General features: G+C 58.8%; 19 protein-coding genes. 5 read left to right on the forward strand and 14 right to left on the reverse strand.

Annotation, left to right across the window (positions count from 1 at the left end):
* Positions 1–33 precede the first annotated feature (33 nt).
* From ACR0BD_RS12985 to ACR0BD_RS12995, 3 genes are read right to left on the reverse strand one after another with little or no spacing between them, the layout of a single operon-like run.
* Positions 34–549 (reverse strand): flavin reductase family protein, encoded by a 516-nt coding sequence (locus tag ACR0BD_RS12985; RefSeq protein ID WP_480831026.1) that lies wholly within the window; start codon positions 547–549, stop codon positions 34–36.
* The gene (locus ACR0BD_RS12990; RefSeq protein WP_480831028.1) at positions 549–1,439 is read right to left on the reverse strand and encodes an aldo/keto reductase; all 891 of its coding nucleotides are present in this window, start codon (positions 1,437–1,439) and stop codon (positions 549–551) included. Before ACR0BD_RS12990 ends, ACR0BD_RS12985 begins: the two co-directional genes overlap by 1 nt.
* Positions 1,439–2,593: an LLM class flavin-dependent oxidoreductase gene (locus tag ACR0BD_RS12995; protein ID WP_480831029.1), complete on the reverse strand. Its 1,155-nt coding sequence runs from the start codon at positions 2,591–2,593 to the stop codon at positions 1,439–1,441. Before ACR0BD_RS12995 ends, ACR0BD_RS12990 begins: the two co-directional genes overlap by 1 nt.
* Before the next feature lie 107 nt (positions 2,594–2,700).
* On the opposite strand from ACR0BD_RS12995, the gene ACR0BD_RS13000 reads away from it, so the two are divergent.
* Together ACR0BD_RS13000 and ACR0BD_RS13005 are read left to right on the forward strand one after the other, a co-directional pair.
* Positions 2,701–3,411 (forward strand): GntR family transcriptional regulator, encoded by a 711-nt coding sequence (locus ACR0BD_RS13000; RefSeq protein WP_480698095.1) that lies wholly within the window; start codon positions 2,701–2,703, stop codon positions 3,409–3,411.
* Positions 3,412–3,423: 12 nt separating this feature from the next.
* Complete coding sequence (locus ACR0BD_RS13005) at positions 3,424–4,515, forward strand: Gfo/Idh/MocA family protein (RefSeq protein WP_480831031.1); 1,092 nt, start codon at positions 3,424–3,426, stop codon at positions 4,513–4,515.
* 8 nt (positions 4,516–4,523) lie between these two features.
* On the opposite strand, the gene ACR0BD_RS13010 is transcribed toward ACR0BD_RS13005, so the two are convergent.
* From ACR0BD_RS13010 to ACR0BD_RS13045, 8 genes are all read right to left on the reverse strand, one after another.
* A complete protein-coding gene (locus ACR0BD_RS13010; RefSeq protein ID WP_480831288.1) occupies positions 4,524–7,139 on the reverse strand; it encodes a molybdopterin-dependent oxidoreductase in 2,616 nt (871 codons plus the stop codon).
* 5 nt (positions 7,140–7,144) lie between these two features.
* Positions 7,145–7,477: a nitrite reductase small subunit NirD gene (gene nirD, locus ACR0BD_RS13015; protein ID WP_170355473.1), complete on the reverse strand. Its 333-nt coding sequence runs from the start codon at positions 7,475–7,477 to the stop codon at positions 7,145–7,147.
* Positions 7,474–9,906: a nitrite reductase large subunit NirB gene (gene nirB / locus ACR0BD_RS13020; RefSeq protein ID WP_480831032.1), complete on the reverse strand. Its 2,433-nt coding sequence runs from the start codon at positions 9,904–9,906 to the stop codon at positions 7,474–7,476. The genes nirD and nirB overlap by 4 nt, the downstream gene beginning before the upstream one ends.
* 5 nt (positions 9,907–9,911) lie before the next feature.
* Positions 9,912–11,597 carry an ABC transporter ATP-binding protein gene (locus tag ACR0BD_RS13025; RefSeq protein ID WP_480831034.1) on the reverse strand — a complete coding sequence of 562 codons (1,686 nt, stop codon included), beginning with the start codon at positions 11,595–11,597 and terminating at the stop codon, positions 9,912–9,914.
* A gap of 5 nt (positions 11,598–11,602) precedes the next feature.
* A complete protein-coding gene (locus ACR0BD_RS13030) occupies positions 11,603–12,688 on the reverse strand; it encodes an ABC transporter permease (protein ID WP_480698087.1) in 1,086 nt (361 codons plus the stop codon).
* Positions 12,689–12,789: 101 nt separating this feature from the next.
* Entirely contained in the window at positions 12,790–14,157 is a 1,368-nt protein-coding gene (locus ACR0BD_RS13035) for a CmpA/NrtA family ABC transporter substrate-binding protein (protein WP_480698085.1), read from the reverse strand.
* A gap of 272 nt (positions 14,158–14,429) precedes the next feature.
* The gene (locus ACR0BD_RS13040) at positions 14,430–15,602 is read right to left on the reverse strand and encodes a CmpA/NrtA family ABC transporter substrate-binding protein (protein ID WP_480698083.1); all 1,173 of its coding nucleotides are present in this window, start codon (positions 15,600–15,602) and stop codon (positions 14,430–14,432) included.
* Positions 15,599–16,183 carry an ANTAR domain-containing response regulator gene (locus ACR0BD_RS13045; protein ID WP_480698081.1) on the reverse strand — a complete coding sequence of 195 codons (585 nt, stop codon included), beginning with the start codon at positions 16,181–16,183 and terminating at the stop codon, positions 15,599–15,601. Before ACR0BD_RS13045 ends, ACR0BD_RS13040 begins: the two co-directional genes overlap by 4 nt.
* A 285-nt stretch (positions 16,184–16,468) precedes the next feature.
* Between ACR0BD_RS13045 and ACR0BD_RS13050 the strand changes: the two genes are divergently transcribed.
* The 3 genes from ACR0BD_RS13050 to ACR0BD_RS13060 all read left to right on the forward strand — a co-directional run bounded on the left by ACR0BD_RS13050 (position 16,469) and on the right by ACR0BD_RS13060 (position 20,134).
* Positions 16,469–17,623: a phosphoserine transaminase gene (locus ACR0BD_RS13050; protein ID WP_480831037.1), complete on the forward strand. Its 1,155-nt coding sequence runs from the start codon at positions 16,469–16,471 to the stop codon at positions 17,621–17,623.
* A 72-nt stretch (positions 17,624–17,695) separates the two neighbouring features.
* The gene (serA, locus tag ACR0BD_RS13055; RefSeq protein WP_480831039.1) at positions 17,696–19,291 is read left to right on the forward strand and encodes a phosphoglycerate dehydrogenase; all 1,596 of its coding nucleotides are present in this window, start codon (positions 17,696–17,698) and stop codon (positions 19,289–19,291) included.
* 90 nt (positions 19,292–19,381) lie between these two features.
* A complete protein-coding gene (locus ACR0BD_RS13060; protein WP_480831040.1) occupies positions 19,382–20,134 on the forward strand; it encodes a metallophosphoesterase family protein in 753 nt (250 codons plus the stop codon).
* On the opposite strand, the gene ACR0BD_RS13065 is transcribed toward ACR0BD_RS13060, so the two are convergent.
* From ACR0BD_RS13065 to ACR0BD_RS13075, 3 genes are all read right to left on the reverse strand, one after another.
* Complete coding sequence (locus ACR0BD_RS13065; protein ID WP_480831042.1) at positions 20,131–21,642, reverse strand: malonate--CoA ligase; 1,512 nt, start codon at positions 21,640–21,642, stop codon at positions 20,131–20,133. The two genes, ACR0BD_RS13060 and ACR0BD_RS13065, sit on opposite strands and share 4 nt — an antisense overlap.
* Positions 21,643–21,723: 81 nt before the next feature.
* Complete coding sequence (locus ACR0BD_RS13070) at positions 21,724–22,428, reverse strand: GntR family transcriptional regulator (RefSeq protein WP_480831043.1); 705 nt, start codon at positions 22,426–22,428, stop codon at positions 21,724–21,726.
* A 24-nt stretch (positions 22,429–22,452) separates the two neighbouring features.
* A complete protein-coding gene (locus ACR0BD_RS13075; RefSeq protein ID WP_480831290.1) occupies positions 22,453–23,808 on the reverse strand; it encodes a formimidoylglutamate deiminase in 1,356 nt (451 codons plus the stop codon).
* Between the last annotated feature and the right edge of the window lie 66 nt (positions 23,809–23,874).

Genomic DNA, 23,874 nt, shown 5'->3' on the forward strand with positions numbered 1-23,874 from the left:
CCGCAGGTTTGTCCCGCGGTCGTCAAAGCGCGCTTAGTGTTGCGCGAATTGGCCGAGTTTCCCGGCGTAAAAGGTCAGCGCGTCTCCGTCCGCCATGCTGACTTTCAGGACTTTGCCCACCACGATCACGTGATCGCCTGCATCGTGATAGGCGTGCTGTTCACACTCAAACCGCACCAGACAATCCGGCAGCAAAGGTGTTCCGTTCCCGCAGCGGTCGTGGTCGATATCCCGCAGGGCAAACGCGTCTTTCGAGCAGCCAAAACACAGATCGGCCTGTTCCGACGATAGCACGTGCACGCTGAAATGGCGCGCCTTGTGGAAATAGGGGAACCGGCGCGAGTTGCGATCGCCGGCCCACATCACCAGCGGGGGGTCCAGCGACAGCGATGAAAAACTGTTGGCCGTGATGCAGACCGGGCCATCGTCGCTGTCACAGGTGACAATGGTGACGCCGGTGGCAAACTTGCCAAAAGCGTCCCGCAGGGTGCGGGTGTCGTCTTTGTGCGGGACGAATGTGTGAGTGATGTCCTTTGAGATTGCGTTCATCATGGTACCTCATGCCCCAGTGCCGCCTCGTAAAGACGGAACCAGCTTTCACGATCCAGTTTGACTTTCAGCGCGTCCGAGATGCTTTTGATCCGGTCCAGATTGTTCGTGCCCATAACCGGCAGAATTCCTGCTGGGTGCGCCAATAGGAAAGCGATGGCGACTGCCGCGCGATCCACGCTGAATTCGGCAGCTATCTCATCTGCAACTATGCCGACCGGAGGGTTTCCGGCCATCAGCAACCCACCCCCCAGCGGAGACCACGCCATAACGTGTTGGCCGTGCTGCTGATGAAAGGCAAGATCGCCATTGGTGAAAGGGCTTATCTGACCCAGAGACAACTCGATCTGGTTGGTGACCAGTGGCGTCTTCATCGCCGATTGCAGCAAACTCCAGTCCCAGGGACGGAAGTTCGACACGCCGACAGCGCGCACCTTGCCGCTGGCGACCACCTCATCCAGTGCGGCACCGGTCTCAACGTGGTCCATGAACGGATCAGGACGGTGGATCAGCAACAGGTCGATATGGTCGATGGCCATCTCGGCCAAAGAGGTTTCGACCGACTTCAGAATATGCGCGCGCGAAGTGTCATAGTATTTGACCTTCGCGTCTGAATACCGTCCGCAGGGCGCGACGATATCGCATTTGGTGACGATCTCCATCTTTGACCGCAGGGACGGGTTGGCGCGCAGGGCGGCACCCAGAATGCCCTCGGCCGTGTAGTCGCCGTAGATATCCGCCTGATCGAAACTGGTGATCCCCTGATCCAGACAGGCTTGTATCTTGGCCTCGACATGTGCGGCCGAGGTGTCATCGTCATCTCCGATGCGCCACATGCCGTAGACAATGCGGCTCAGTTCCAGCGTGTCGGATAGTTTCACACGTTGCATCAGCGACGAACTCCGTTGCCCAGCGGGGTCGCCGGGGTATTTGCAGGCACGCGCCCGTATTCTTCGGGCAGCGAGCAGGTTTTCAGATTGGGCAGGACGCGGGCCCCGAAATGGCGAGCCTCATCCATGTGCGGATAGCCTGAGAAGATGAAAGCGCGGATACCCATCTTCTGGTATTCTTCGATCTTGGTCATCACTTGGTCGGTCGATCCGACCAAAGCCGCGCCGCAGCCCGAGCGCGCGCGGCCCACACCTGTCCACAGGCCCGGTTCAACATAGCCATACTCATCCGCAAGATCGCGGTTCTTGGCCTGATGCGCCACGCCCAAAGAGGTCGCGTCCAGAGCCCGTTCCCGGATCGCACGACCGTATTCGTCATCCAGTTTCGAGACGATGTAATCCGCATATTCCTGCGCTTCGGCCTCGGTATCGCGGACGATCATGTGAACGCGCAGACCGTAATCCAGCGTGCGGTTGTAGTTTGCAGCCACTGCGTGAACGGCCTTCATCCGCTCGGCCAGTTGATCCTTGGTTTCGGGCCACATCAGGTAGACATTGCAATGCTCGCCACACAGGTCCAACGCGGACGGAGAATACCCTCCGAAATACAGCAGCGGACCCCCGGTCTGATAGGGCTTCGCCGGGTCAGTGGTCAGGCCCGAAAAATTGTAAACCTCGCCCGCATGGTTGATCTCATCCTGTGTCCACGCTTGTTTGAGGATCTCGACCACCTCGCGGGACCGCTGATAGCGGTACGCACTGTCGGCCTTTTCACCGGGGAAGTCGGACGAGATGATGTTCACAGTCAACCGCCCTTGCAGCATGTGATCCAGCGTTGCGATGGTGCGGGCCAACATGATCGGCTGCATCTCGCCACAGCGCACAGCGGCCAGCAGGTTGATCCGGTTTGTGATCGGCGCGCAGCCCGCCACGAAACTCAGCGTGTCCTGACCGACCTGATAGGAGGACGGGCACAAGATGTTGCGAAACCCTTGCGCTTCGGCTTCTCGTACGATGCCGGAACAATGCTCCCAACTCGACCGCAGGTCGCCGTCGGGGACACCCAGAAACTGATAATCGTCTGAACACAAAGCTGCGAACCACGAAACCTCGGCCGCATCCAGATCGGGGGATGTGATGGGGACGATGGTCATTTGATTCGTTCTCCGTGCAGCTTTGACTTTCCTCTTGCGTAGCAATCACTTTGATGTAGATCAATAGTGTATCAATTTTTCCCGCGACTCAATGAAGCGCTTTTCCGATGGCAACCACGCACCGCAACCCTAACGCCCTGCCGATCTACGTTCAGATCGCCGAGCTTTTGATCCGCGATATCGCGGCCGGACGCCTGATGGATGGCGAACGTCTGCCCCCGGAGCGGGACATGGCAGCCAACCTCAATGTCTCGGTCGGGACATTGCGAAAATCGCTGGCAGAGCTTGAAAAGAAGGGCATGCTAGAGCGCGTGCAGGGTTCTGGGAACTACATCCGCGAGACGGGAACGCAGAACAGTGTCTATGCGATGTTCCGGCTGGAATTGCCGGAAGGCGGAGGGCTACCGCGCGCCGACATCCTGTCCGTTGACCACCTTGCGAAACCTGCCGACCTGCCGCGCTTTGGGGCATCTGATCGCGGTTCGCGGGTGCGGCGGATGCGCTATCTGAATGACACAATTATCGCGGTCGAGGAAATTTGGCTGGACGAATCCGCCGGTTTGATTGATCGCGCGTTGCTGTCAGATTCGCTGTATCGCTATTACCAGCAGCAATTGGGTTTCTGGATCACCCGCGCCGAGGACCGGGTGAGTATACGCGCTTTGCCCGACTGGACGCCAGCGGGGTTCACAAAGCCAGCAGGCCAAACCGCTGGCTATATCGAGCGGTTCAGCTGGTCGGAGAAACCCGAACCGGTCGAGTTTTCTAAAACGTGGTTTGACCCGGACCGAGCGACCTATGTCCAACGTCTGAAGTAAAAGGAAGAACGCATGACCCGGACCATCAATTACGGGCTGATCGGATGCGGCATGATGGGGCAGGAACATCTGCACAACATCGCTTTGTTGGACGGCGCACGTGTCGCTGCAATTTTCGAACCCGACCCGGACATGGCGCAGGCCGCGCAGAAGATTGCGCCAGAGGCAAAGATGGTGGTCTCTGTCGATGATCTACTGACCGTTTCGGAATTGGATTGCGTCGTCATTGCCAGCCCGAACCATCTGCATGTCGCGCAAATCGAACACATCGCCCGGGTTCGCCCTTTGCCATTGCTGGTCGAAAAGCCATTATTCACCAATCCCGAAGATGAAACGCGGCTTGAAGCGATCCAGCGCGATTACCCACATCCGATCTGGGTTGCGATGGAGTATCGCTATATGCCGCCCATCGCCGCTTTGATTGACGAGGTGTCAGCGACGGGCGGTGTCAAAATGCTGACGATCCGAGAGCACCGCTTTCCCTTTCTGGAAAAGGTCGGCAACTGGAATCGGTTCAATCGCAATACGGGCGGCACATTTGTCGAAAAGTGCTGTCATTTCTTCGACCTGATGCGTTTGATCCTGAAATCCGATCCGGTGCGTGTCACCGCAAGCGGCGGGCAAGCCGTCAACCACCTGGATGAGGTTTACAACGGCGAAACACCCGACATTCTGGACCACGGCTATGTCATGGTCGACTTTGCCTCGGGCGCGCGTGCGATGCTGGAGCTTTGCATGTTTGCCGAAGGTGCGCGCTACCAGGAAGAGATTTCGGCCATTGGTCCGAACGCCAAGATCGAAGCTCTGGTGCCCGGACCGGGCCGGTTCTGGCCCAATCATCTGGGCGAGGCACCGGTGCCGCAATTGATCATCAGCCCGCGTGCCCCGAAGGGGCCGGTTTGTAAGGACATCCCCGTCGACCCGGAACTATTGGCGGCAGGTGACCATAACGGGTCTACCTTCTACCAGCATCAGGGGTTTCTGGCGGTCATTCGGGGTGAGAAGACTGCGCCTGAAGTGAGCCTGCAGGACGGCTTGTGGGCCGTGCGTATGGGGTTGGCTGCGCAAAAGGCGCTGGAAACCGGCGAAACTGTCTGGATTTGATGCCGCGCTTATTGCGCGGCCTCCTTTTGTTGCGCGGTCGCCAGCAGTGCGGCCAGTTCCGGACGGCACGATCCGCAGTTCGTTCCAGCCCGCAGGGCCTCGCCTATGGCGTCAACGGTCAAGAGGCCCTTGGTTTCGATCGCGGTGAGGATCGTATTCACACCGACATCGAAACAGGAACACAGGACAGGGCCGGGATCGGGCCTGTCTGCCGGTGCCCGGCCTGACAACAGATCGGGCACTTCCGGCAATGTCGCCAGATAATCACGCATCACGGCGACTGGTTCGGGTGAGACGAACAAGGCAGCAGCGATACGCCCGTCCTCATGAAACGCCAGACGCGCCATTCCGCGTGCCGGGTCCTCGACCATTGCAACCTCTGCATCAGGGAGGTTAAGCATTTTGCGCGCTGTTTCGATCCAATCGTCCACGGCGTTCAATCCGGCCAGCTCAGCGCGATAGCCCGCTTTTGTCGGAACCTGCGCCCAGTATTCACAGGTGGGGGACATTTCGTGCCGGGATACCGCGAACCCGTACCATTTTGCGTCGAAACGGGTGAGGCGAACGACCGAAGCCTTGCTCTCGGGTTGGCCCGAAACCGGATCGGTGGCCGCGGCGATGACTGCATCTATCCGGGCCGAAGGGGCGGTTTCTGCAGTCCAGTGGATTGGCGCAAAAACCTGTCCGCGCGTGACGTTTTCGTTGATCCGAGCGCGGAATATCGCCTGACCATGCGGGCTGCTGATTTCAACAAGATCGGCAGGTTTTAATTCGGTCTTATGCGCGTCTTCGGGGTGAACCTCGACAAAGGGTTCAGGCAGGTGCGCCGACAAACGGGCGGATAACCCGGTGCGCGTCATGGTATGCCACTGATCGCGCAAGCGACCGGTGTTCAGCCAGAAAGGATAGCGCGGTTCAGCCTTTGCAGCCGGTGGCCGCCAGGACACCGGCAACAGCCGCGCCTTTCCGTCAGCGTGAAAGAACTGACCATCGGCAAAAAAACGACCGCCCTGTCGATTTGCCGTTACGGGCCAACGGGTGGGTTCAAGCGCCTCGTATCCGGCTGTATCCAGATCGGCAAAACCAGAGATATCGAAGTCACGGCCAAAACGCGCCGCGATACCAGACAGCGTGGCATATTCCCGAAATATCTCACTGGGGGACTGATAGTCGAAAGCCGATTGCCAGCCCATGCGACGCCCGACCTCGGCCAGAATGTCCCAATCTGCGCGCGCTTGTCCGGGTTGAGGCAAGATCGCGCGCTGGCGGCTGATCGTGCGGTCCGAATTGGTGACCGTGCCGTCCTTTTCGGCCCATGCTGCGGCGGGCAACAAGACATCAGCCAGCCGAGCGGTATCTGTGCGTGCCGTAATGTCCGAGACTACGGTGAATGGACAGGCTGCGATGGCGTCGCGAACGGAATCCGCTTCGGGCATCGAAACGGCAGGGTTTGTATGGATCACCCACAATGCCTTAATGCGTCCGTCACCCACTGCGCGGAACAGGTCCACGGCCTTCAGACCGGGGGCTTCGGGCATGGTGGGGGCTGACCAGAATCCCCGCACGGCGGCGCGGTGGTCGGCGTTTTCGATGTCCAGATGGCAGGCAAGCATGTTGGCCAGCCCGCCCACTTCGCGCCCACCCATCGCGTTGGGTTGCCCTGTGACAGACAGAGGCCCGCAGCCGGGTTTGCCAATACGCCCGGTCGCCAGATGGCAGTTCAGGATCGCGTTGACCTTGTCACTGCCCGACGTCGATTGATTTACCCCTTGGCTAAAGATGGTCACGACCTTATCGGTGCTTGTCCACATCTTGCAGAAGGTCTCTATGTCCTCTGCGTCCAATCCGGTGACCGAGACATCGTCGACTTTTGCAGCCTGTATGGCCTGATCAAATCCGCTGGTGTTCGTCAGAAAATCAGTATCGACCAACCCACGGGCGTCAATCTGGGTCAATAGGTGGTTGAACAGCGCCACGTCACTGCCTGCGGCCAGCGGCAGATGCAAATCAGCGTTGTCACAGGATGCCGTGCGACGAGGATCGATGACAACGATCTTGGTTCCGCGCGCCTGTCGGGCGGCCATCAGGCGCTGATACAGAACCGGATGGCACCACGCGAGGTTCGATCCGACGAGGACGACCAGATCAGCCTCTTCCAGATCTTCGTAAGTCCCGGGGACGGTGTCAGTACCAAAGGCGCGTTTATGCCCCGCTACAGTCGAGGCCATACAAAGGCGCGAGTTGGTGTCGATATTGGCCGAACCGATAAAGCCCTTCATCAGCTTGTTGGCCACATAATAGTCTTCGGTCAGCAATTGACCCGACACGTAGAATGCAACGGAATCCGGTCCGTGCTCTGCGATCGTGTCCCGAAACCGATCGGCGACCAGTTGTAGCGCGTCGTCCCAGCCAGCCTCTTCGCCCGCAACCACGGGCGACAACAGGCGTTGCGACAGACCTACGGTTTCCGCCAGGGCCGATCCCTTGGAACACAAACGCCCGTAGTTGGCCGGGTGATCCGGATCGCCTGTAACGGTAAGGCCACCCGCGCCATCCGGTTGTAGCAGAACGCCACACCCGACCCCGCAATAGGGGCAGGTCGAGCGTTTGGCGCAGGCACTCATGTCTTTCACGCGGCGCTCCTTTGCCCCAGCGAGGTGCTGTCCAGCAGGATGCGATCCCCGTCCAGCTGCACCGGATAGGTGGCAATCTGCCCTTCGTCTGCGCCTTGCGCCTGACCCGAGTTCAGGTCGAACACCCAATTATGCAGCGGGCAGGTGACAGACTGGCCGTGCACGATGCCCTCAGATAGCGGGCCGCCCTTGTGGGGGCAGGTGTCCGAGGCGGCAAAGACCTCATCCTTTGCTGTGCGGAACAGGGCGATACAACCGACCGGCGTTTTCACCACGCGCGCGCCGCGCAGGGGGATGTCGTCGATATGTCCGATGTCGATCCAGCTCATTCTGCGGCCTCCAATGTCAGATCGGCCATGGGCGCAAAGCGCGGGGCCTCTTTGGCCTGCTCGGCCCATGGGTCTTTGCGGTAGATGGATTGGCTGAGTTCGAACCGTTCAACCAGCGCGCGGCGGTTGTCCAGGTCGTCGACAACGGTTTCCTTGATCCAGTCGAGGCCAACCTTCGCCATCCATTTGTACAAGCGGTCCAGATACTTGCCGCCCTCGCGATAGGCTTGGGTGACGGCCATCACGACCTCAATCGCCTCATCCTCGGTCGGGACCTGTACCAGCAGTTCGGTTTCCTTAACGTCCATGCCAGCGGCGCCGCCGATGCTGATCTGATAGCCGCTGTCGACACAGACAACACCGATATCCTTGCAGGTCGCTTCGGCACAGTTGCGCGGGCAGCCCGAGACTGCCAGCTTCAGCTTGTGCGGCGTCCACGAGCCCCACAGGATTTTCTCAAGCTTGATGCCCAGACCGGTGCTATCTTGCGTGCCGAACCGGCAATGATCGGTGCCGACACAGGTTTTCACCGTGCGCAAGCCTTTGGAATAGGCATGGCCCGAGACCAGACCAGCCTTGTTCAGATCGGACCAGATATAGGGCAGGTCTGCGCCCTTCACGCCCAACAGGTCGATGCGCTGCCCGCCGGTGACTTTGACGGTCGGCACATCGTATTTCTCGGCCGCGTCAGCGATGGCGCGCAGTTCCGCAGGGTTGGTGATGCCACCCCACATGCGGGGCACCACGCTGAACGTGCCGTCCTTTTGAATGTTGGCGTGTTTGCGTTCGTTGACGAAACGGCTTTGCGGGTCGTCCTGATATTCCACCGGCCAGTCAGCCAGCAGATAGTAGTTCACCGCCGGGCGGCAGATATGGCAGCCGTTGAGTGTTTTCCAGCCCAGCTCTTGCCAAACGGCCTCCTGGCTTTTCAGCTCTTGTGATTTGATCAGGCGGCGGACGTCTTCGTGGGTCAGATCGCAGCAGCCGCAGATGGGTTGTGCGGCTGGCATCTGGAAGTCATCGCCCAGCGTAACCTGCAGCAACTGCTCCACCAATCCGGTACATGTCCCGCAAGAGGCGCTGGCCTTGGTGGTTGCCCGGATCGCGCCCAGATCAGTTGCGCCACCTTCAATGGCTGATGTGATTTGGGATTTGCATACGCCGTTGCAGCCACAGATTTCCGCCTCAGGCGGCAATGCTGCAACGGCTGAGAGAGGGTCCACAGTGGCCCCTCCCTGATAAGCAGGGCCAAAAATCAGCGTCTCGCGCATCTCCGAGATGTCCTCGCCGTCTCGGATGAGGCCAAAGAACCAGTTGCTGTCGGCGGTATCGCCATACATGACCGCACCGACCAGCTTGTCATCTTCCAGCACCAGCCGCTTGTAGACACCACGCGCGGGGTCGCGAAAGACGATGTCCTCACGGGTTTCGCCCTCGGCAAAGTCCCCGGCGCTGAACAGATCGCAGCCCGTCACCTTCAGCTTGGTCGAGAGCGAGCGTTGTTTGAACGCCGCATCTTCACCCAACAAGGTCTGGGCCAACACTTTCGCCTGATCGTATAGCGGTGCGACAAGGCCAAATAGCTCGCCCTGATGCTCGACACATTCCCCGACGGCGTAAATGTCGGCGTCCGAGGTGATCATCTGATCGTCCACATGGATGCCCCGACCTACGGCAAGACCCGTCTCCTGCGCCAGTGCGGTGTTGGGGCGGATGCCCACAGCCATCACCAACAGGTCACAGGGAAGTTCGGTGCCGTCCTCCAACAGCAGCGCCCGGGCCTTGCCATTCTTGCCCGCGATTTCGGTCGATTTGGCATTCAACAGAACGGTGATGCCTTTTTCTTCCAGCGATTTCTTAAGCAGGTACCCTGCGGCAGGGTCCAACTGACGTTCCATCAAGTGGCCCATGATATGTACTACGGTCACGTCAGCCCCACGCGCGGCCATGCCTGCGGCGGCCTCAAGCCCCAGCAAGCCGCCGCCGATCACGACGACCTTGTTGCCCGCGCCCATGCCCATCATCTGTTCGGTGTCTTCCAGATCGCGGTAGGCGATCACACCGTCCAGATCATGCCCGGGCATCGGGATCATGAAGGGGTTGGAGCCGGTGCCGAAGATCAGCTTGTCATAAGGAACATGACCGTTTTCGCCTTCGACCACTTTCAGCTCGCGGTCGATTTTGACAACTTTCTCGCCGAACCGGCAGGTGATCCCGCGTTCCGCATACCAGGCGTCATCATGGGTGACGATGTCTTCATAGGTTTGTTCACCTGCCAGAACCGGGCTCAGCATGATGCGGTTGTAGTTTCCGCGCGGCTCGGCGTTGAACAAGGTGATGTCGAATGCATCGGGGGCGGCGTCGGTCAGGTGTTCCAACACCCGACCCGAGGCCATGCCGGCTCCGATGACAACCAGTTTCTGTTTCATGGCTTTCACTCCGCAGCGATGGCTTTGGGGGCAGGGGATTTGGGCTTGGGTTTCGCCCCGTGCTCGTATTCTTCGAGGAAATCCAACACCTCTTGCCGGTATTCGTAGTAATCGGGATGGGCCAGCAGCGCCTTGCGGGTACGCGGGCGCGGCAGGTCGACATTGGTGATCTTGCCGATCGTGGCCTGTGGGCCGTTCGTCATCATCACCACGCGATCGGCGAGCAGGATCGCCTCGTCCACGTCGTGAGTCACACAGATCGTGGTAACTTTGGTCCGCGACCAGACCTCCATCAGAACCTCCTGCAGCTCCCACCGGGTGAGGCTGTCGAGCATCCCGAAGGGTTCATCCAGCAGCAACAGTTTCGGCGACAGGGCAAAGGCGCGGGCGATGCCCACACGCTGGCGCATCCCGTTCGACATGTCGGCGGCGGATTTGTCCATCGCATCGGCCAGACCGACCCGTTCGAGGTAATACTCCACCACATCTTGCCGCTCGGCCTGGCTGGCGCGCGGATACACGCGGTCCACCCCGACCGATACGTTTTCCTTGGCGGTCAGCCACGGGAACAACGAAGGCGACTGGAACACCACGGCGCGTTCAGGGTCGGCGCCTTCAACGTGGCGGCCATCCAGCTTGATCGCGCCTTTCGAGATTTCGTTCAGACCGGCGGCCATGGTCAGCACCGTGGACTTGCCACAGCCCGAGTGGCCGATCAGCGAGATGAACTCACCCCGGTTAAGCTTGAGGTTGAAATCCTCAACCACGGTCAGCGGACCTTTGGGTGTCGGGTAGACCTTGTGCAACTGGCTGAAATCCAGATAGCGCTCTTCGATCAGACCCTCCTGCGCTTCCTTCACCGCAGCGGGGACGCCGTGGATCGGTGTTACGTCGGGCAGGGTCTTGGTACCTTCGACCTTGGCCTCAATCCCCACATCCATCAGGTATTTCGTGACCTCGCCACGCAGAGACTTGAACGTCTCGTCATGGTTCATGGCAGACCGGTCGCGGGGGCGAGGGATCGAGACCTTGAACTCGCTCCCCAATGTGCCATCAGGGTTCAGCGGGATGATGCGGTCGGCCAGCAGGATCGCCTCGTCCACGTCATTGGTGATCAGGACACAGGTTTTACGGTCGGCCTCCCAGATCTTTTCGATCTCTTCCGCCAGATTGCCACGGGTCAGGGCATCCAGCGCCGACAGCGGTTCGTCCAGCAGCAGAACCTCGGGGTCCATCGCCAGTGCGCGGGCCACGTTCACCCGTTGACGCATCCCGCCCGACAATTCAGCGGGGCGGCGACCAGCGGCGTGGCTGAGGCCAACCATCTTGATGAAATGGGCAACCTTTTCCTCTTTTTCAGCCTTGGGCATCTTGGGGAAAACCGCGTCCACGGCCAGCCGCACATTGCCCGTCACCGTGAGCCACGGCATCAGCGAGTAGTTCTGAAAGATCACCCCCCGTTCCGGCGCGGGGCCGGTGATGGCCTTGTCGCGGAAGGTCACGCTGCCCTTGGTGGGGAACTCGATGCCCGCCATCAGGTTGATCAGCGTGGTCTTGCCGGTGCCGGAAAAGCCCAGCAGCACCACGAACTCACCTTCCTGAACCGAGAGGTTGATGTCTTTCAGCACATCCGTCGCAGCAGTGCCGGTGCCGAAGGATTTGCTGACATTCTTGAAGTCGATCACAGCCATTTGGGTCACCGGTTGTTCGAGAAGGTAAACAGCGACTGCAGCGCATACATCACGCGATCCAACAGGAAGCCGATGATGCCGATGGTAAATACAGCCACCATGATCTTGGCGAGCGAGCTGGAGGAACCGTTCTGGAACTCATCCCATACGAACTTGCCCAGACCGGGGTTCTGCGCCAGCATCTCAGCCGCGATCAGGACCATCCAGCCAACGCCAAGCGACAGACGCAGGCCGGTGAAGATCAGCGGCAGGGCCGAGGGCAGCACCAGCTTGGTGATCTTGGTGTAGGTGTTCATTTTCAGAACTTTTGAGACGTTTACCAAGTCTTTGTCGATCGACGCGACACCCAGCGAAGTGTTGATCAGCGTAGGCCACAGCGAACACAGCGTCACGGTGATGGCTGAGATCAGGAAGGATTTCGCGAACCAGCCGTCATTGGTGACGTACACGGCCGAGACGATCATGGTCACAATAGGCAGCCATGCCAGCGGCGAGACCGGTTTGAAAATCTGGATCAGCGGGTTCAGCGCGGCATTTGCGGTGGGCGACAGGCCCGCAGCGATGCCGAGCGGCACAGCGACAATAGTGGCGATCAGGAACCCGAAGAACACGGTTTTGATCGAGGTCCAGATCTGGTTGTAGTAACTCGGCGCGCCGGTATAGGCGACCTCTTTGACCTTTTCGGGTTGGCCTGCGTCGATGAACTTTTGATTGCGCTTTTCGACCATGGCCTCGAACTTGGCCTTCTTGGCGGCCTTGGCCTGTGCGTCTTGATGCAGGCTAATGGCCTCGGACCAGACCTGCGCCGGACCGGGGACAGCGCCCAGAGAGGTTTGCACTTTGGGTGCCAACGTGCCCCAGAGAACCAAAAAGGCACAGATGGCCAGCAACGGTACGACCAACAGGCGCCAAATCTCACCCATCTGCGCGCGCGGGTTGTCGCCTGCGCCGGCTTTCAGAATGGGTGTGATCCAGGCCAGGCCCAAAACCTGAAACCATTTGTCGGCGGCGTTGATCCGGGTGAACAGGCGAGCCTTGCGGGCCTCGCGTTCAGCATCAGCGGATAGCGTATCGTGGTCGATGGCTGTCATCTTGCGGTCTCCTGGCCCGGTCGATCAGTGCCGGGCGGGGGTGAATTTCTGTGTGAGATGGGAAAAGCCCCCCGACCGCGCAGGGTCGGGAGGCAGGGGAGTTAACCCTGGACTTCGGTTCCAACGACGACCTGCTCGCCTTTCAGGCCAATCGGCAGGCTTTGCAAATAGGCATTAGGCTGACGGGCGTCGTAAGGGATGCCGTCGATGATATCTTCGGCAGGTGTCGGGGCCTTGTAGCCATCGCTGTCCCAAGGGAAATCAGCCTCGTTTGCCAGACCTTCGTCCACCAGCATTTTTGCGGCGTCCAAATAGATGTCAGGGCGATAGACGGACTTGGCGACCTCATCATACCACGCATCGGTCTGCGGCTCGGCGATCTGGCCCCAGCGGCGCATCTGGGTCAGGTACCAGATGGCGTCCGAATAGAACGGGTAGGTCGCGTTATAGCGAAAGAATACGTTGAAATCGGGCACTTCACGCTTGTCACCCTTTTCATATTCGAACGTGCCCGTCATCGAGTTCGCGATCACGTCGTAGTCGGCACCCACATATTCCGGCTGGCTCAGCATCTCGACCGCAGCAGGGCGGTTGGCGTTGTCGTTTTCATCCAGCCACATCGCGGCGCGGATCAGGGCTTTGGTTACGGCGCGGGTGGTGTTGGGGTACTGCTCGGCGAACTCGGCATTGATGCCAAAGACCTTTTCGGGGTTGTTCTTCCACAGTTCGTAATCGGTGATGACTGGAACACCGATACCTTTGAACACAGCTTGTTGGTTCCAAGGTTCACCCACGCAGTAGCCGTAGATGGTGCCGGCTTCCAAAGTGGCCGGCATCTGCGGCGGAGGTGTGACTGACAGGAACACATCCGCGCCGATCTGACCGGTCACGTTCTCGGGGCTGTAGTAGCCGGGGTGCAGGCCACCAGCGGCCAGCCAGTAACGCAATTCGTAGTTGTGCGTAGAAACGGGGAAGACCATGCCCATGTTGAAGGGCTTGCCTTCGGATTTGTACTTTTCGACCACCGGGGCCAGCGCCTCGGCCGAAATCGGGTGCTGCGGGCGGCCGTCATCCATTTTCGGGATGTTGGGCTTCATCTCTTCCCAGACTTCGTTCGAAACGGTGATACCGTTGCCGTTCAGGTCCATCGAGAAGGGGGTGATGATATGCGCCTCGGTGCCATAACCGATCGTCGCGGCCAACGGTTGCCCGGCCAGCATATGCGCACCGTCCAGCTGCCCGTCGATCACACCGTCCAGCAGCACTTTCCAGTTTGCCTGTGCTTCCAGCGTCACAAACAGACCCTCATCCAGGAAATAGCCGTTCTCATAGGCCACAGCCAGCGGGGCCATGTCGGTCAGTTTGATAAAGCCAAAGGTCAGCTCGTCTTTTTCCAGCTCCAGTGTCTCAGCCAGGGCCGGGCTGATCAGCGCTGTGGTGGCGACAAGGCCTGCAAGGAATTTCTTCATGTGGGTCTGTCCCTTTCTTGGTCCCGGCGATCCGGGAGGGGTGAAAAACAAAAAGCCGCTGCACGCTCTGACCGGGAGGAGTGGTCAGAGAGTGAGCGGCTTTGCTCAGTCATTCCCAAACTTTGGGAGGAATTCTAAAGGTACACGCCTTTGCGTACCGATGAGATCAGCGTGCGGAAAGATGAGGCCCAAATCAAGGTTATTGCTGCGATGCAGCGTGATTTTTCTGCGTTTGCGCTGCGCGCTGCTGGCTGACGCCTAATTTTTGGGCGTCAGATATCCTGAGGATCAAAAATGCGTCCATCCAGAAACGCGTCGCGCTTCAGTGACAGCTGCCCGTTATGCGATGCCACCGGCGTGGTTTCGCGAATCGCACCCTCAAGTTTTTCCGAGGCTCCGGGCAAATCGGCCCCAATGCCGTCCATTTGGTCGCGATAGATATCGCTGCGGAACACAGAACCCGCCTGCGCCAGTGCTAAGTGCGGATCCAGATCAAACCGTTGGGCCAGGCGCTGGGCGATCCATTTGGCCTGACTGCGCCACGGAAAGCTGGCAGCGCCGTCATGAAATTCCAAAAAGCCGGGCACTTCGCGCTGCTCGGCTTGGCCAGAGATGACAAATCTGCCCGACAGGGCGCGGTCGATCAATTCCGAGGGCAGATTCAGATAAGCATCGCGCGCCAGAATTTCGGCAGCTGCCGTTTGGCTGCCAGGTTTGCTGAGCCAGCGCCCCGCGCGCCATACAGCGCGCATCAACTTTCCTAAAAGATGCGGTTCCGTATCCGCCCATTCTGTCCGCACCGCCAGAACTTTTTCCGGCGCAAAGGCCCAGATCGCCTGACCCGGTAACAAAAGCGCGCCGGCCTGCGATTCGACCGCAACGGATCCCCACGGCTCTCCAACGCAGAACGCATCTACATCTCCGTCAGCTAACGCCTGCGCCATCAGGGGCGGTGGAATCGTACGCACCTCAATCCCGATCTGAGACAGTGCGGTGGCTTCGATCCAGCAATGCAATAGCTCGACATGCATGGAAAAGGGGAACGGAACGCCGAAAACCAAAGGGCGCTCAGTGACTGAGGCCAAAGCCGCCGCCGCCTTGTATGGATCATCGAAATCGAAATCATATCCTTTGTCGCGCAATCGCATCTCAAGCGCGCGGCTGACACCGATTACATCGCCATTCACCGACAGGACCGAAACGGCGGACAAGGGTTGGGTTACGCCACCCAGGCCCAAAGCCATGGCAACAGGCACAGGCGACAGCAGATGCGCCGCATCCACACGTCCAAAGGCCAGCATATCGCGAACCGATGACCAGGATGGTGCGGCGATCAGGTCCAGTTCGATGCCTTCCGCACGTGCAAGGCCCATCTCATGCGCAACGATCAAGGGTGCGGCATCCACCAAAGGGACATAGGCAACGGGTAACTTCACGGCGTTCATGACAACAACCCCGAGGCGGTCACCAGCGCTTCGGCCACATCCGCGACGCGGCGGCCTTGGTCCATCGCAGCTTTGCGCAACAGGGCATAAGCCTCTTCTTCTTCGACCCCGCGCGCTTTCATCAACAACCCTTTGGCACGGTCGATGACCTTGCGTTCTTCCAAGGCCCGCTTGGTTTCAGCCAGCTCGCGGCGCATTTGGCGAACGATCTGGAACCGCGCAATGGCCGCATCCAGAACAGGTTTCAGGCGATCGGGCTGCATCCCGTCAACCACATAGGCTGAAAGCCCGGCTTCGATTGCAGTCGAGGCCAAATCCCCCGCGGCCCCTGATACAAACATTGCAACCGGACGTTCCAATGGCCCCGAAGCCAATGTAAGCTCTTCAAGCATATCGCGGGTGGGATTGTTAATGTCGATCAGCACCACGTCCGGCACCAGCGCTGCAATCTTGCGCGCTAGGCTGGAAACGTTACCGATGACGTGAACATCGTAGGCACCGGATGCCTTCAGCGCGTCGACAATGGCAATTGCGCGTTCGCGATCTTCTTCAACAACGACGATGGTCAAGGTGTCAGGCATGGCACCTTTTCACCAGTCAGGTGATCCACGACAAGAGATTGATGGGGATTCTTTCTGCCTTGCAGCAAGCCTGCCTAAAAAACAGTCAATCCTGCCGGAAGTCCGGCTGACGCGGCGGATTTCTTCCGCCTATCGGAAACTCATGTGCGGAAAAGCGGCACGAACCCCAGTCGTTTTTCTAAATTAACACGCCTTTTTCACTTGCTGGGCAGGGGATGGGTTTCTAGGTGTTGCGGCGGGACACCCCTCCCCAACGAGGGGCGTGTATCTGGAAGGGTAATACAGATGAGTATTCAACAACCGGCAACGCGGCCGGCGAATCCGCGTTTTTCCTCTGGCCCCTGCGCCAAACCCCCCACATTTGATTTGACCAAATTGGCCGATGCCGCGCTGGGCCGGTCGCACCGTGCCGCTGTCGGCAAGGACAAGCTGAAAGCGGCCATCGAAGGCACGCGTGAGGTTCTGGGCATTCCGGCGGACTACAAGATCGGCATTGTTCCGGCTTCGGATACCGGCGCAGTTGAGATGGCGATGTGGTCGCTTTTGGGCGAACGTAAGGTCGAGATGCTGGCTTGGGAAAGCTTTGGTGCCGGCTGGGTGACCGATGTGGTCAAGCAGCTGAAGATCGATGCCGAGGTCAAGACCGCCGAGTACGGTCAGATCGTCGATCTCGCCTCGGTCGATTTCGCCAATGACGTTGTATTCACATGGAACGGCACGACCTCGGGTGTTCGGGTTCCCAATGGCGACTGGATCGCGGATGACCGTCAGGGTCTGACGATCTGCGATGCGACCTCGGCGGCCTTTGCGATGGACCTGCCGTGGGACAGGCTGGATGTGACCACGTTCAGCTGGCAGAAAGTGCTGGGTGGTGAGGCCGCACACGGGATGCTGATCCTAAGCCCCCGTGCGGTTGAGAGACTGGAAAGCTATACCCCCGCATGGCCGCTGCCCAAGATCTTCCGCCTGACCAAGGGCGGCAAACTGATTGACGGTATCTTTACCGGGGCCACGATCAACACGCCTTCGATGCTGGCGGTCGAGGATTACTTGTTCGCACTGGACTGGGCACGCTCGGTCGGCGGGTTGCAGGGCTTGATCGCCCGTGCCGATGCCAATGCCGGGGCAGTGCACGCCTTCTGCGATCAGAACGACTGGATCGCAAATCTGGCCGACGATGCGGCGACGCGGTCGAACACTTCGGTCTGTCTGAAGTTCACCGATCCACGCATTCAGGACGGTGCGACATTCGCCAAAGCCGTGGCCAAACGGCTGGAGGCTGAGAATATCGCGCTGGACATTGGTGCCTATCGCGACGCCCCCGCGGGTCTGCGCATCTGGTGTGGCGGCACGGTTGAGACCTCGGACATCGAAGCGATGCTGCCGTGGTTGGCCTGGGCCTTCGAGGCCGAGATCGCTGCGCAAACGGCAGCCGCCTGACAAGATTTTTCGACGAAAAATCTGGGCCCGCTTGTGGCCCGGACATCTCCCTATAGTTCAAGGACCAGAGATATGGCCCCCAAAGTACTCGTATCTGACAAGCTCAGCGAAACCGCCGTGCAAATCTTCCGGGATCGCGGCATTGACGTGGATTTCATGCCCGATCTGGGCAAGGACAAAGACAAACTGGCCGAGGTGATCGGCCAGTACGATGGCCTCGCCATCCGGTCGGCCACCAAGGTCACGCCGACCCTGCTGGAAAAAGCGGGCAACCTGAAAGTCATCGGGCGCGCCGGGATTGGCACTGACAATGTCGACAAGGAAGCGGCTTCGAAAAAAGGTGTGATCGTGATGAACACGCCCTTTGGCAACATGATCACAACTGCCGAACACGCCATCGCGATGATGTTCGCCGTGGCGCGGCAAATCCCCGAGGCCAGCACCTCGACCCATGCGGGCAAGTGGGAAAAGTCCAAGTTCATGGGGATTGAGCTGACCAACAAGACGCTTGGTGTGATCGGTGCGGGCAATATCGGCGGCATCGTTTGCGAACGCGCGCTGGGGCTGAAGATGAAGGTTGTCGCGTATGACCCTTATCTGAGCGAAGAGAAAGCCGACAAGATGGGTGTCGAAAAGGTCGAGCTGGACCAGTTGCTGGCCCGCGCCGATTTCATCACACTGCATGTGCCGCTGACCGATCAGACGCGGAACATCCTGAGCCGCGAGAATCTGGCCAAGACCAAACCCGGTGTGCGCATCGTCAACTGTGCCCGTGGTGGTCTGGTCGATGAAGAGGCGCTGGCCGAGATGCTGCAATCGGGTCACGTTGCCGGTGCGGCCTTTGACGTGTTCAGCGAGGAACCAGCCAAGGAAAACGCCCTGTTCAACCTGCCCAACGTGGTCTGTACCCCTCACCTTGGCGCGGCCACGACTGAGGCGCAGGAAAACGTGGCGCTGCAGGTGGCCGAGCAGATCTCGAACTATCTGCTGACCGGTGCCGTGGAAAACGCGCTGAACATGCCCAGCGTGACTGCCGAAGAAGCCAAGATCATGGGCCCCTGGATCAAATTGGCCAGCCATCTGGGCAGCTTTATTGGCCAGATGACGGATGAGCCGATCAAGGCGATCAACATCCTTTATGATGGTGTCGCGGCCGAGATGAATCTGGCGGCGCTGAATTGTTCGGTCGTTGCGGGGATCATGAAAAAGTTCAACCCCGAGGTGAACATGGTCTCGGCCCCGGTTGTCGCGAAAGAGCGCGGCATCCAGATATCGACCACCAATCAGGACAAGACCGGCGTCTTTGACGGCTATATCAAAGTCACAGTTGTCACCACCAAGCGTGAGCGGTCAATCGCGGGCACCGTGTTCAGCGACGGCAAGCCGCGCTTTATCCAGATCAAAGGCATCACAATCGATGCCGAGGTGGGCGCGCATATGCTCTATACCACCAACGAAGATGTACCGGGCATCATCGGTGCGCTGGGTCAGACGATGGGCGAGAACGATGTGAACATCGCGAACTTTACCCTTGGCCGGTCCGAGGCCGGTGGCGAGGCGATCGCGTTGCTTTACGTTGACGAGCCGGTTCCGGCCGAGGCACGCGCCAAGCTGGCCGAGACGGGTTTGTTCACCCAGATCAAGCCGCTGGAATTTGACGTGGCCTAAGTCACTTTAGAACGGTGACGATTTTGATGCCCGCACTGAAAAAGTGCGGGCATTGTCTTTCATTGGTCATTCTCATGGGCCAAAAGGCCAATGACCCACGCAGAAAGCATTGATGTGACGACCCCCATTTACGCAATCGGTGACATTCACGGGCAGCTCGGCATGCTCCAAGACGCATTAGCGCGGATCGAGGAGGACGGAGGTCCGGATGCGCGCGTCGTGTTCCTGGGCGACTATGTGGACCGTGGTCCCGATAGTCGGGGTGTTTTGGACCTGCTGATCCAAGGCCGACAGGACGGGCGGAATTGGGTCATGGTCCTTGGAAACCACGACCGAATGATGACGCGGTTCGTGCAGGAAGGTGAAGTTGCCGACAAACATCTGCCAATCACGCTCAGTTGGTTGCATCCGCGCCTGGGAGGGCGCGAAACTCTGGCCTCTTACGGAGTTGATGTGACGGATGCGGACCGTATCTATCAGGTACATGAACGCGCTTGCGGCGCTATCCCGCCACGGCACTTGGATTTTGTAAACGCGCTGCCGACATATCATCGCGAAGGTGAGTTGCTGTTCGTGCACGCGGGTGTCAGGCCCGGTATTCCGATCGAGCATCAGGCCGAAGACGATCTGGTATGGATCAGGCACGAGTTTCTCGCAGAAAAACGCCCGTACCCGTGGCTGGTCGTTCACGGGCACACGCCGGTTGATCAAGCCGAACACTGCGGAAACCGAGTCAATCTGGATACGGGGGCAGGTTATGGGCGTCCTCTGACGGCCGCTGTTTTCGAAGGGCGCAACTGCTGGTCCCTGACCCAGCGTGGCCGGGTTCCACTGCGCAGCTAGGTAAACTGGTTCTTATAGCGTTCGCGTAAAACGTTTTTCTGAACCTTGCCCATTGTGTTGCGGGGCAGTTCATCCAGTAAAATCAGTTCTCTGGGATGTTTGAACCGCGCCAGGTCGTTTTGCACGGTTTGCATTATGGCTTCCAGATCAGGCGTTTGCCCCGGCTGGGCCACCAGAAGACCCAGAACCGTTTCGCCGAAATCGGGATGCGGCACGCCAATTACGGCGCTTTCCAGAACGCCGCTTTGGTCATCCAACATCACCTCGATTTCCTTTGGGTAGATATTGTAGCCACCTGAGATAATCAGGTCCTTGCCGCGCCCGACGATATGGACATAGCCGTCCTTGTCCACGCGCCCCAGATCTCCGGTGATAAAGAACCCGTCCGCGCGCAGTTCGGCTGCGGTCTTTTCAGGCATCTGCCAATAGCCTTCGAACACGTTCGGGCCGCGCACTTCGATCATGCCGATCTCGCCTTGTGCCAGATCTGCGCCGGTTTCGGGATCGGTCACTTTCAATTCGACATCCGGCAAGGGGAACCCAACCGTACCCGGGCGACGTTCTCCGTCATAAGGGTTCGAGGTGTTCATGTTGGTTTCGGTCATGCCATAGCGTTCAAGAATGCGGTGACCGGTACGCGCTTCAAACCGCTCATGTGTCTCTGCCAGCAGTGGGGCTGATCCCGAGATGAAAAGTCTCATGTGAGACGCCATGTCCTCGGTAAAGCGCTCATCCCCCAGCAGGCGGGTGTAAAACGTTGGAACGCCCATCATCGACGTCGCCTGAGGCATGAGGCGCAAGATATCGTTCAGATCAAATTTAGGCAGAAAGATCATCGACCCGCCCGAGGCCAACGCAACGTTTGTTGCGACAAACAGACCATGCGTGTGAAAGATCGGAAGGGCATGCAAAAGCACGTCATCCTGAGTGAACTGCCATTCCCGCACCAGCGTTTCCGCGTTCGACAATAGATTGGCCTGAGTGAGCATGGCACCCTTTGATCGCCCTGTTGTTCCGGACGTATACAAAAATGCGGCAAGATCGTCTTCGTCCCGTCGGACAGGCTCAAACGCCGGTAGCATGCCCAATGCCCGCCGCATCAGACTACCGGATCCATCAGCGTTTAGGGTTTCAAGCCGGGCATTTTGTGCCTCTGCAATCGGTGCCAACCCGTTTTCGTTTGCGGCGTCGCACACGACCAGAGAGGCCCCGCTGTTTTCAACAAAATAGCTCAGCTCGCTGACCGTGTACGCGGTGTTGAGAGGCAGGAAGATCAGGCCAGCCTGAGCGCATGCAGCATACAGCGCCAGTGCTTCGGGGGATTTTTCAACCTGCACGGCGACCCGGTCACCCGGTTCCAGCTCGAACCCCACCAGCGCGTTGGACAGCTGCGCCGCCATATCCAGAAACGCGGCATAGCTTAAGGTTTGTCCGTCTGAAAGATGCAGGAATGGAGTGTCCTTGCCCGCGTGAATGCCAAATAAGCGATCATAAAGCGGGTTGCCCATGGCATCTGTTCCTTTTGCCCGATCAGTTGTCCGGAAACTTGGCTTGGATTGATGGGGCGGTAAAGCCTATTCTTGATGAGATCAAAACTGCGTGGTCATGCGGTAACCGGCTGCAAAGAACATCTTTGCAAAGGTGACGGGCTGACCCTCTAGCCAGGTGATGCGTTCGCCGGTGAAGACGGGCTCGCCCTCAGACACGTCCAGAAATCCTGCAATGGTGCGATCAGCGCGGCTGGCCAGAAAGGTCAGCTCGACATTGGTAAAAGGTACAGTCTGTATTAGCCATTCATTTGGCCCGATCGTCGAGAAATCCGCGTTTACGACCTGTGGAACGCTGTCGACAACGATCCAGCGGTCTTCGTATTGAAACGGTGTATTGCCTGAAAAATGCATGCAACGCACATGCATGACCTGCCGCCCCGCCGCCAATGCAAGCCGCGCGCTCAGCCAGTCCGGAGCATCCTCAAGCCCGGAAGACACCAACGCATAGCGATAGGTTCCACCAGACGCTTCGACTTCATCCCGGACCATGGGAATCGTAAATCGGGCCTGACGCTGCGGTGCGCTAAGGACCCGGGTACCTGCTTTACGCCGCCGCTCCAGATACCCTTCCTCGGCAAGTTCACGTAGGGCGCGATTTACGGTTGTTCGGGTGCACGAAAACTCGGCCGCGAGGTCCTGTTCATTGGGTAACAGCGACTCTGGCCCCCAATGCCCGGTACGAATACGCGAAAGAACGGTTTTCTTGATGTCTTTGTAGCTGGTATTTTCGGTGGTCTGTGGCATGGAACCTCGTCTTGACTACGGGTTTTAGACGTCGTTCAGCAAATCGGCAATCGCGTGGCGATAGTTCGATACGATCTGGTCGTGCGCGACGTGCCGTCCACTGCGAACCATGTGCCGACCTGCGGACCAAAGATCTGTCACGAGCCCGTCAGGGGCTGCGAAACACAGACCGTCCAACAGTTGTTCGTCTGCAAGGCCGCACAACGCGGGATGAGCCCGGTCAATCGCAACCAGGTCAGCCAGTTTACCTAGTGCGATCGTCCCCGCATCACGCCCCAAGGCCTTTGCCGCCCCTTGAGCCGCGCCGGTGTAAAGCGAGTGTCCGACAGACCCTTCGCCACTGACCAGTACAGCCCTTTCACGGTCTCTCAGACGTTGAGAATATTCCAGCAGGCGAAGCTCCTCTGGCAGAGAAATCCTAATATTAGAGTCTGATCCAACGCCAAATCGACCACCTTCATTGAGAAAAACTGAGCCGTTGAAGATACCATCGCCAAGATTGGCTTCGGTAATGGGGCATAACCCGGCCACTGCACCAGACTTGGCCAATGCACGGGTTTCCGCGTCGGTCATGTGTGTTGCGTGGATCAGGCTCCAGCGATCGTTCACTTCGACTTTATCAAGCAACCACTCGACGGGCCTGCGGCCCATAGCGGCCTGAACATCGGCGACCTCGCGTAGTTGTTCGGCGATGTGGATATGGACCGGGCCACTTGGCGTCGCCTCAAGCAACGAGACAAGGTCGTCCGGCGATGTCGCCCTGAGCGAATGCGGTGCAACACCAATTCTGCTGTCAGGATGGGGCAGAGCGGCGCGACAATCCGAGACCAATTGCAGATACGCATCCAGGCTGTTCCCAAAGCGAAGTTGTCCGCCCGTCAGCGCCTCTTGCCCGACCCCGCCATAGGTGTAGAGGACCGGCAGATGTGTCAGACCAATGCCTGTTTCTGCGGCAGCGGCGAATATGCGCTGACTCAATTCGATCTTGTTGTCGTAGTGAAGGCCGCCGGGCTGGTGGTGGACGTAATGAAACTCGCCCACCGCGGCGTAACCGGCCTCTTGCATCTCCATGAATACCAGCGCGGCAATGGCTTGGATCTGGTCCGGCGTAAGCCTGTCCAGAAACCGGTACATCAGGCTGCGCCAAGTCCAGAAACTTTCACGCCCGGCCATGCGGGTCTCGGTCATCCCGGCCATTGCGCGCTGAAAGCTGTGGCTGTGCAAATTCCCCAGTGCCGGAAGAAGAACGTCCACTCGTATTTCTTCGCCTTTGGCAGGCGCGTCGGTTTCCAACTGGGAAATTCTGTCGTTTCGAATTTCGACCCTCAGATTCTGAACCCAGTCAGAGCCTAACAAAGCTGTTTTCGCGTGGAGCATCATTGTCATTTATTTTGTGTAGACTTTAAATTTTTATAAGTATACGAAAAAATAATCCATATCCTGAAC

Source organism: Ruegeria sp. G5, assembly GCF_056533365.1.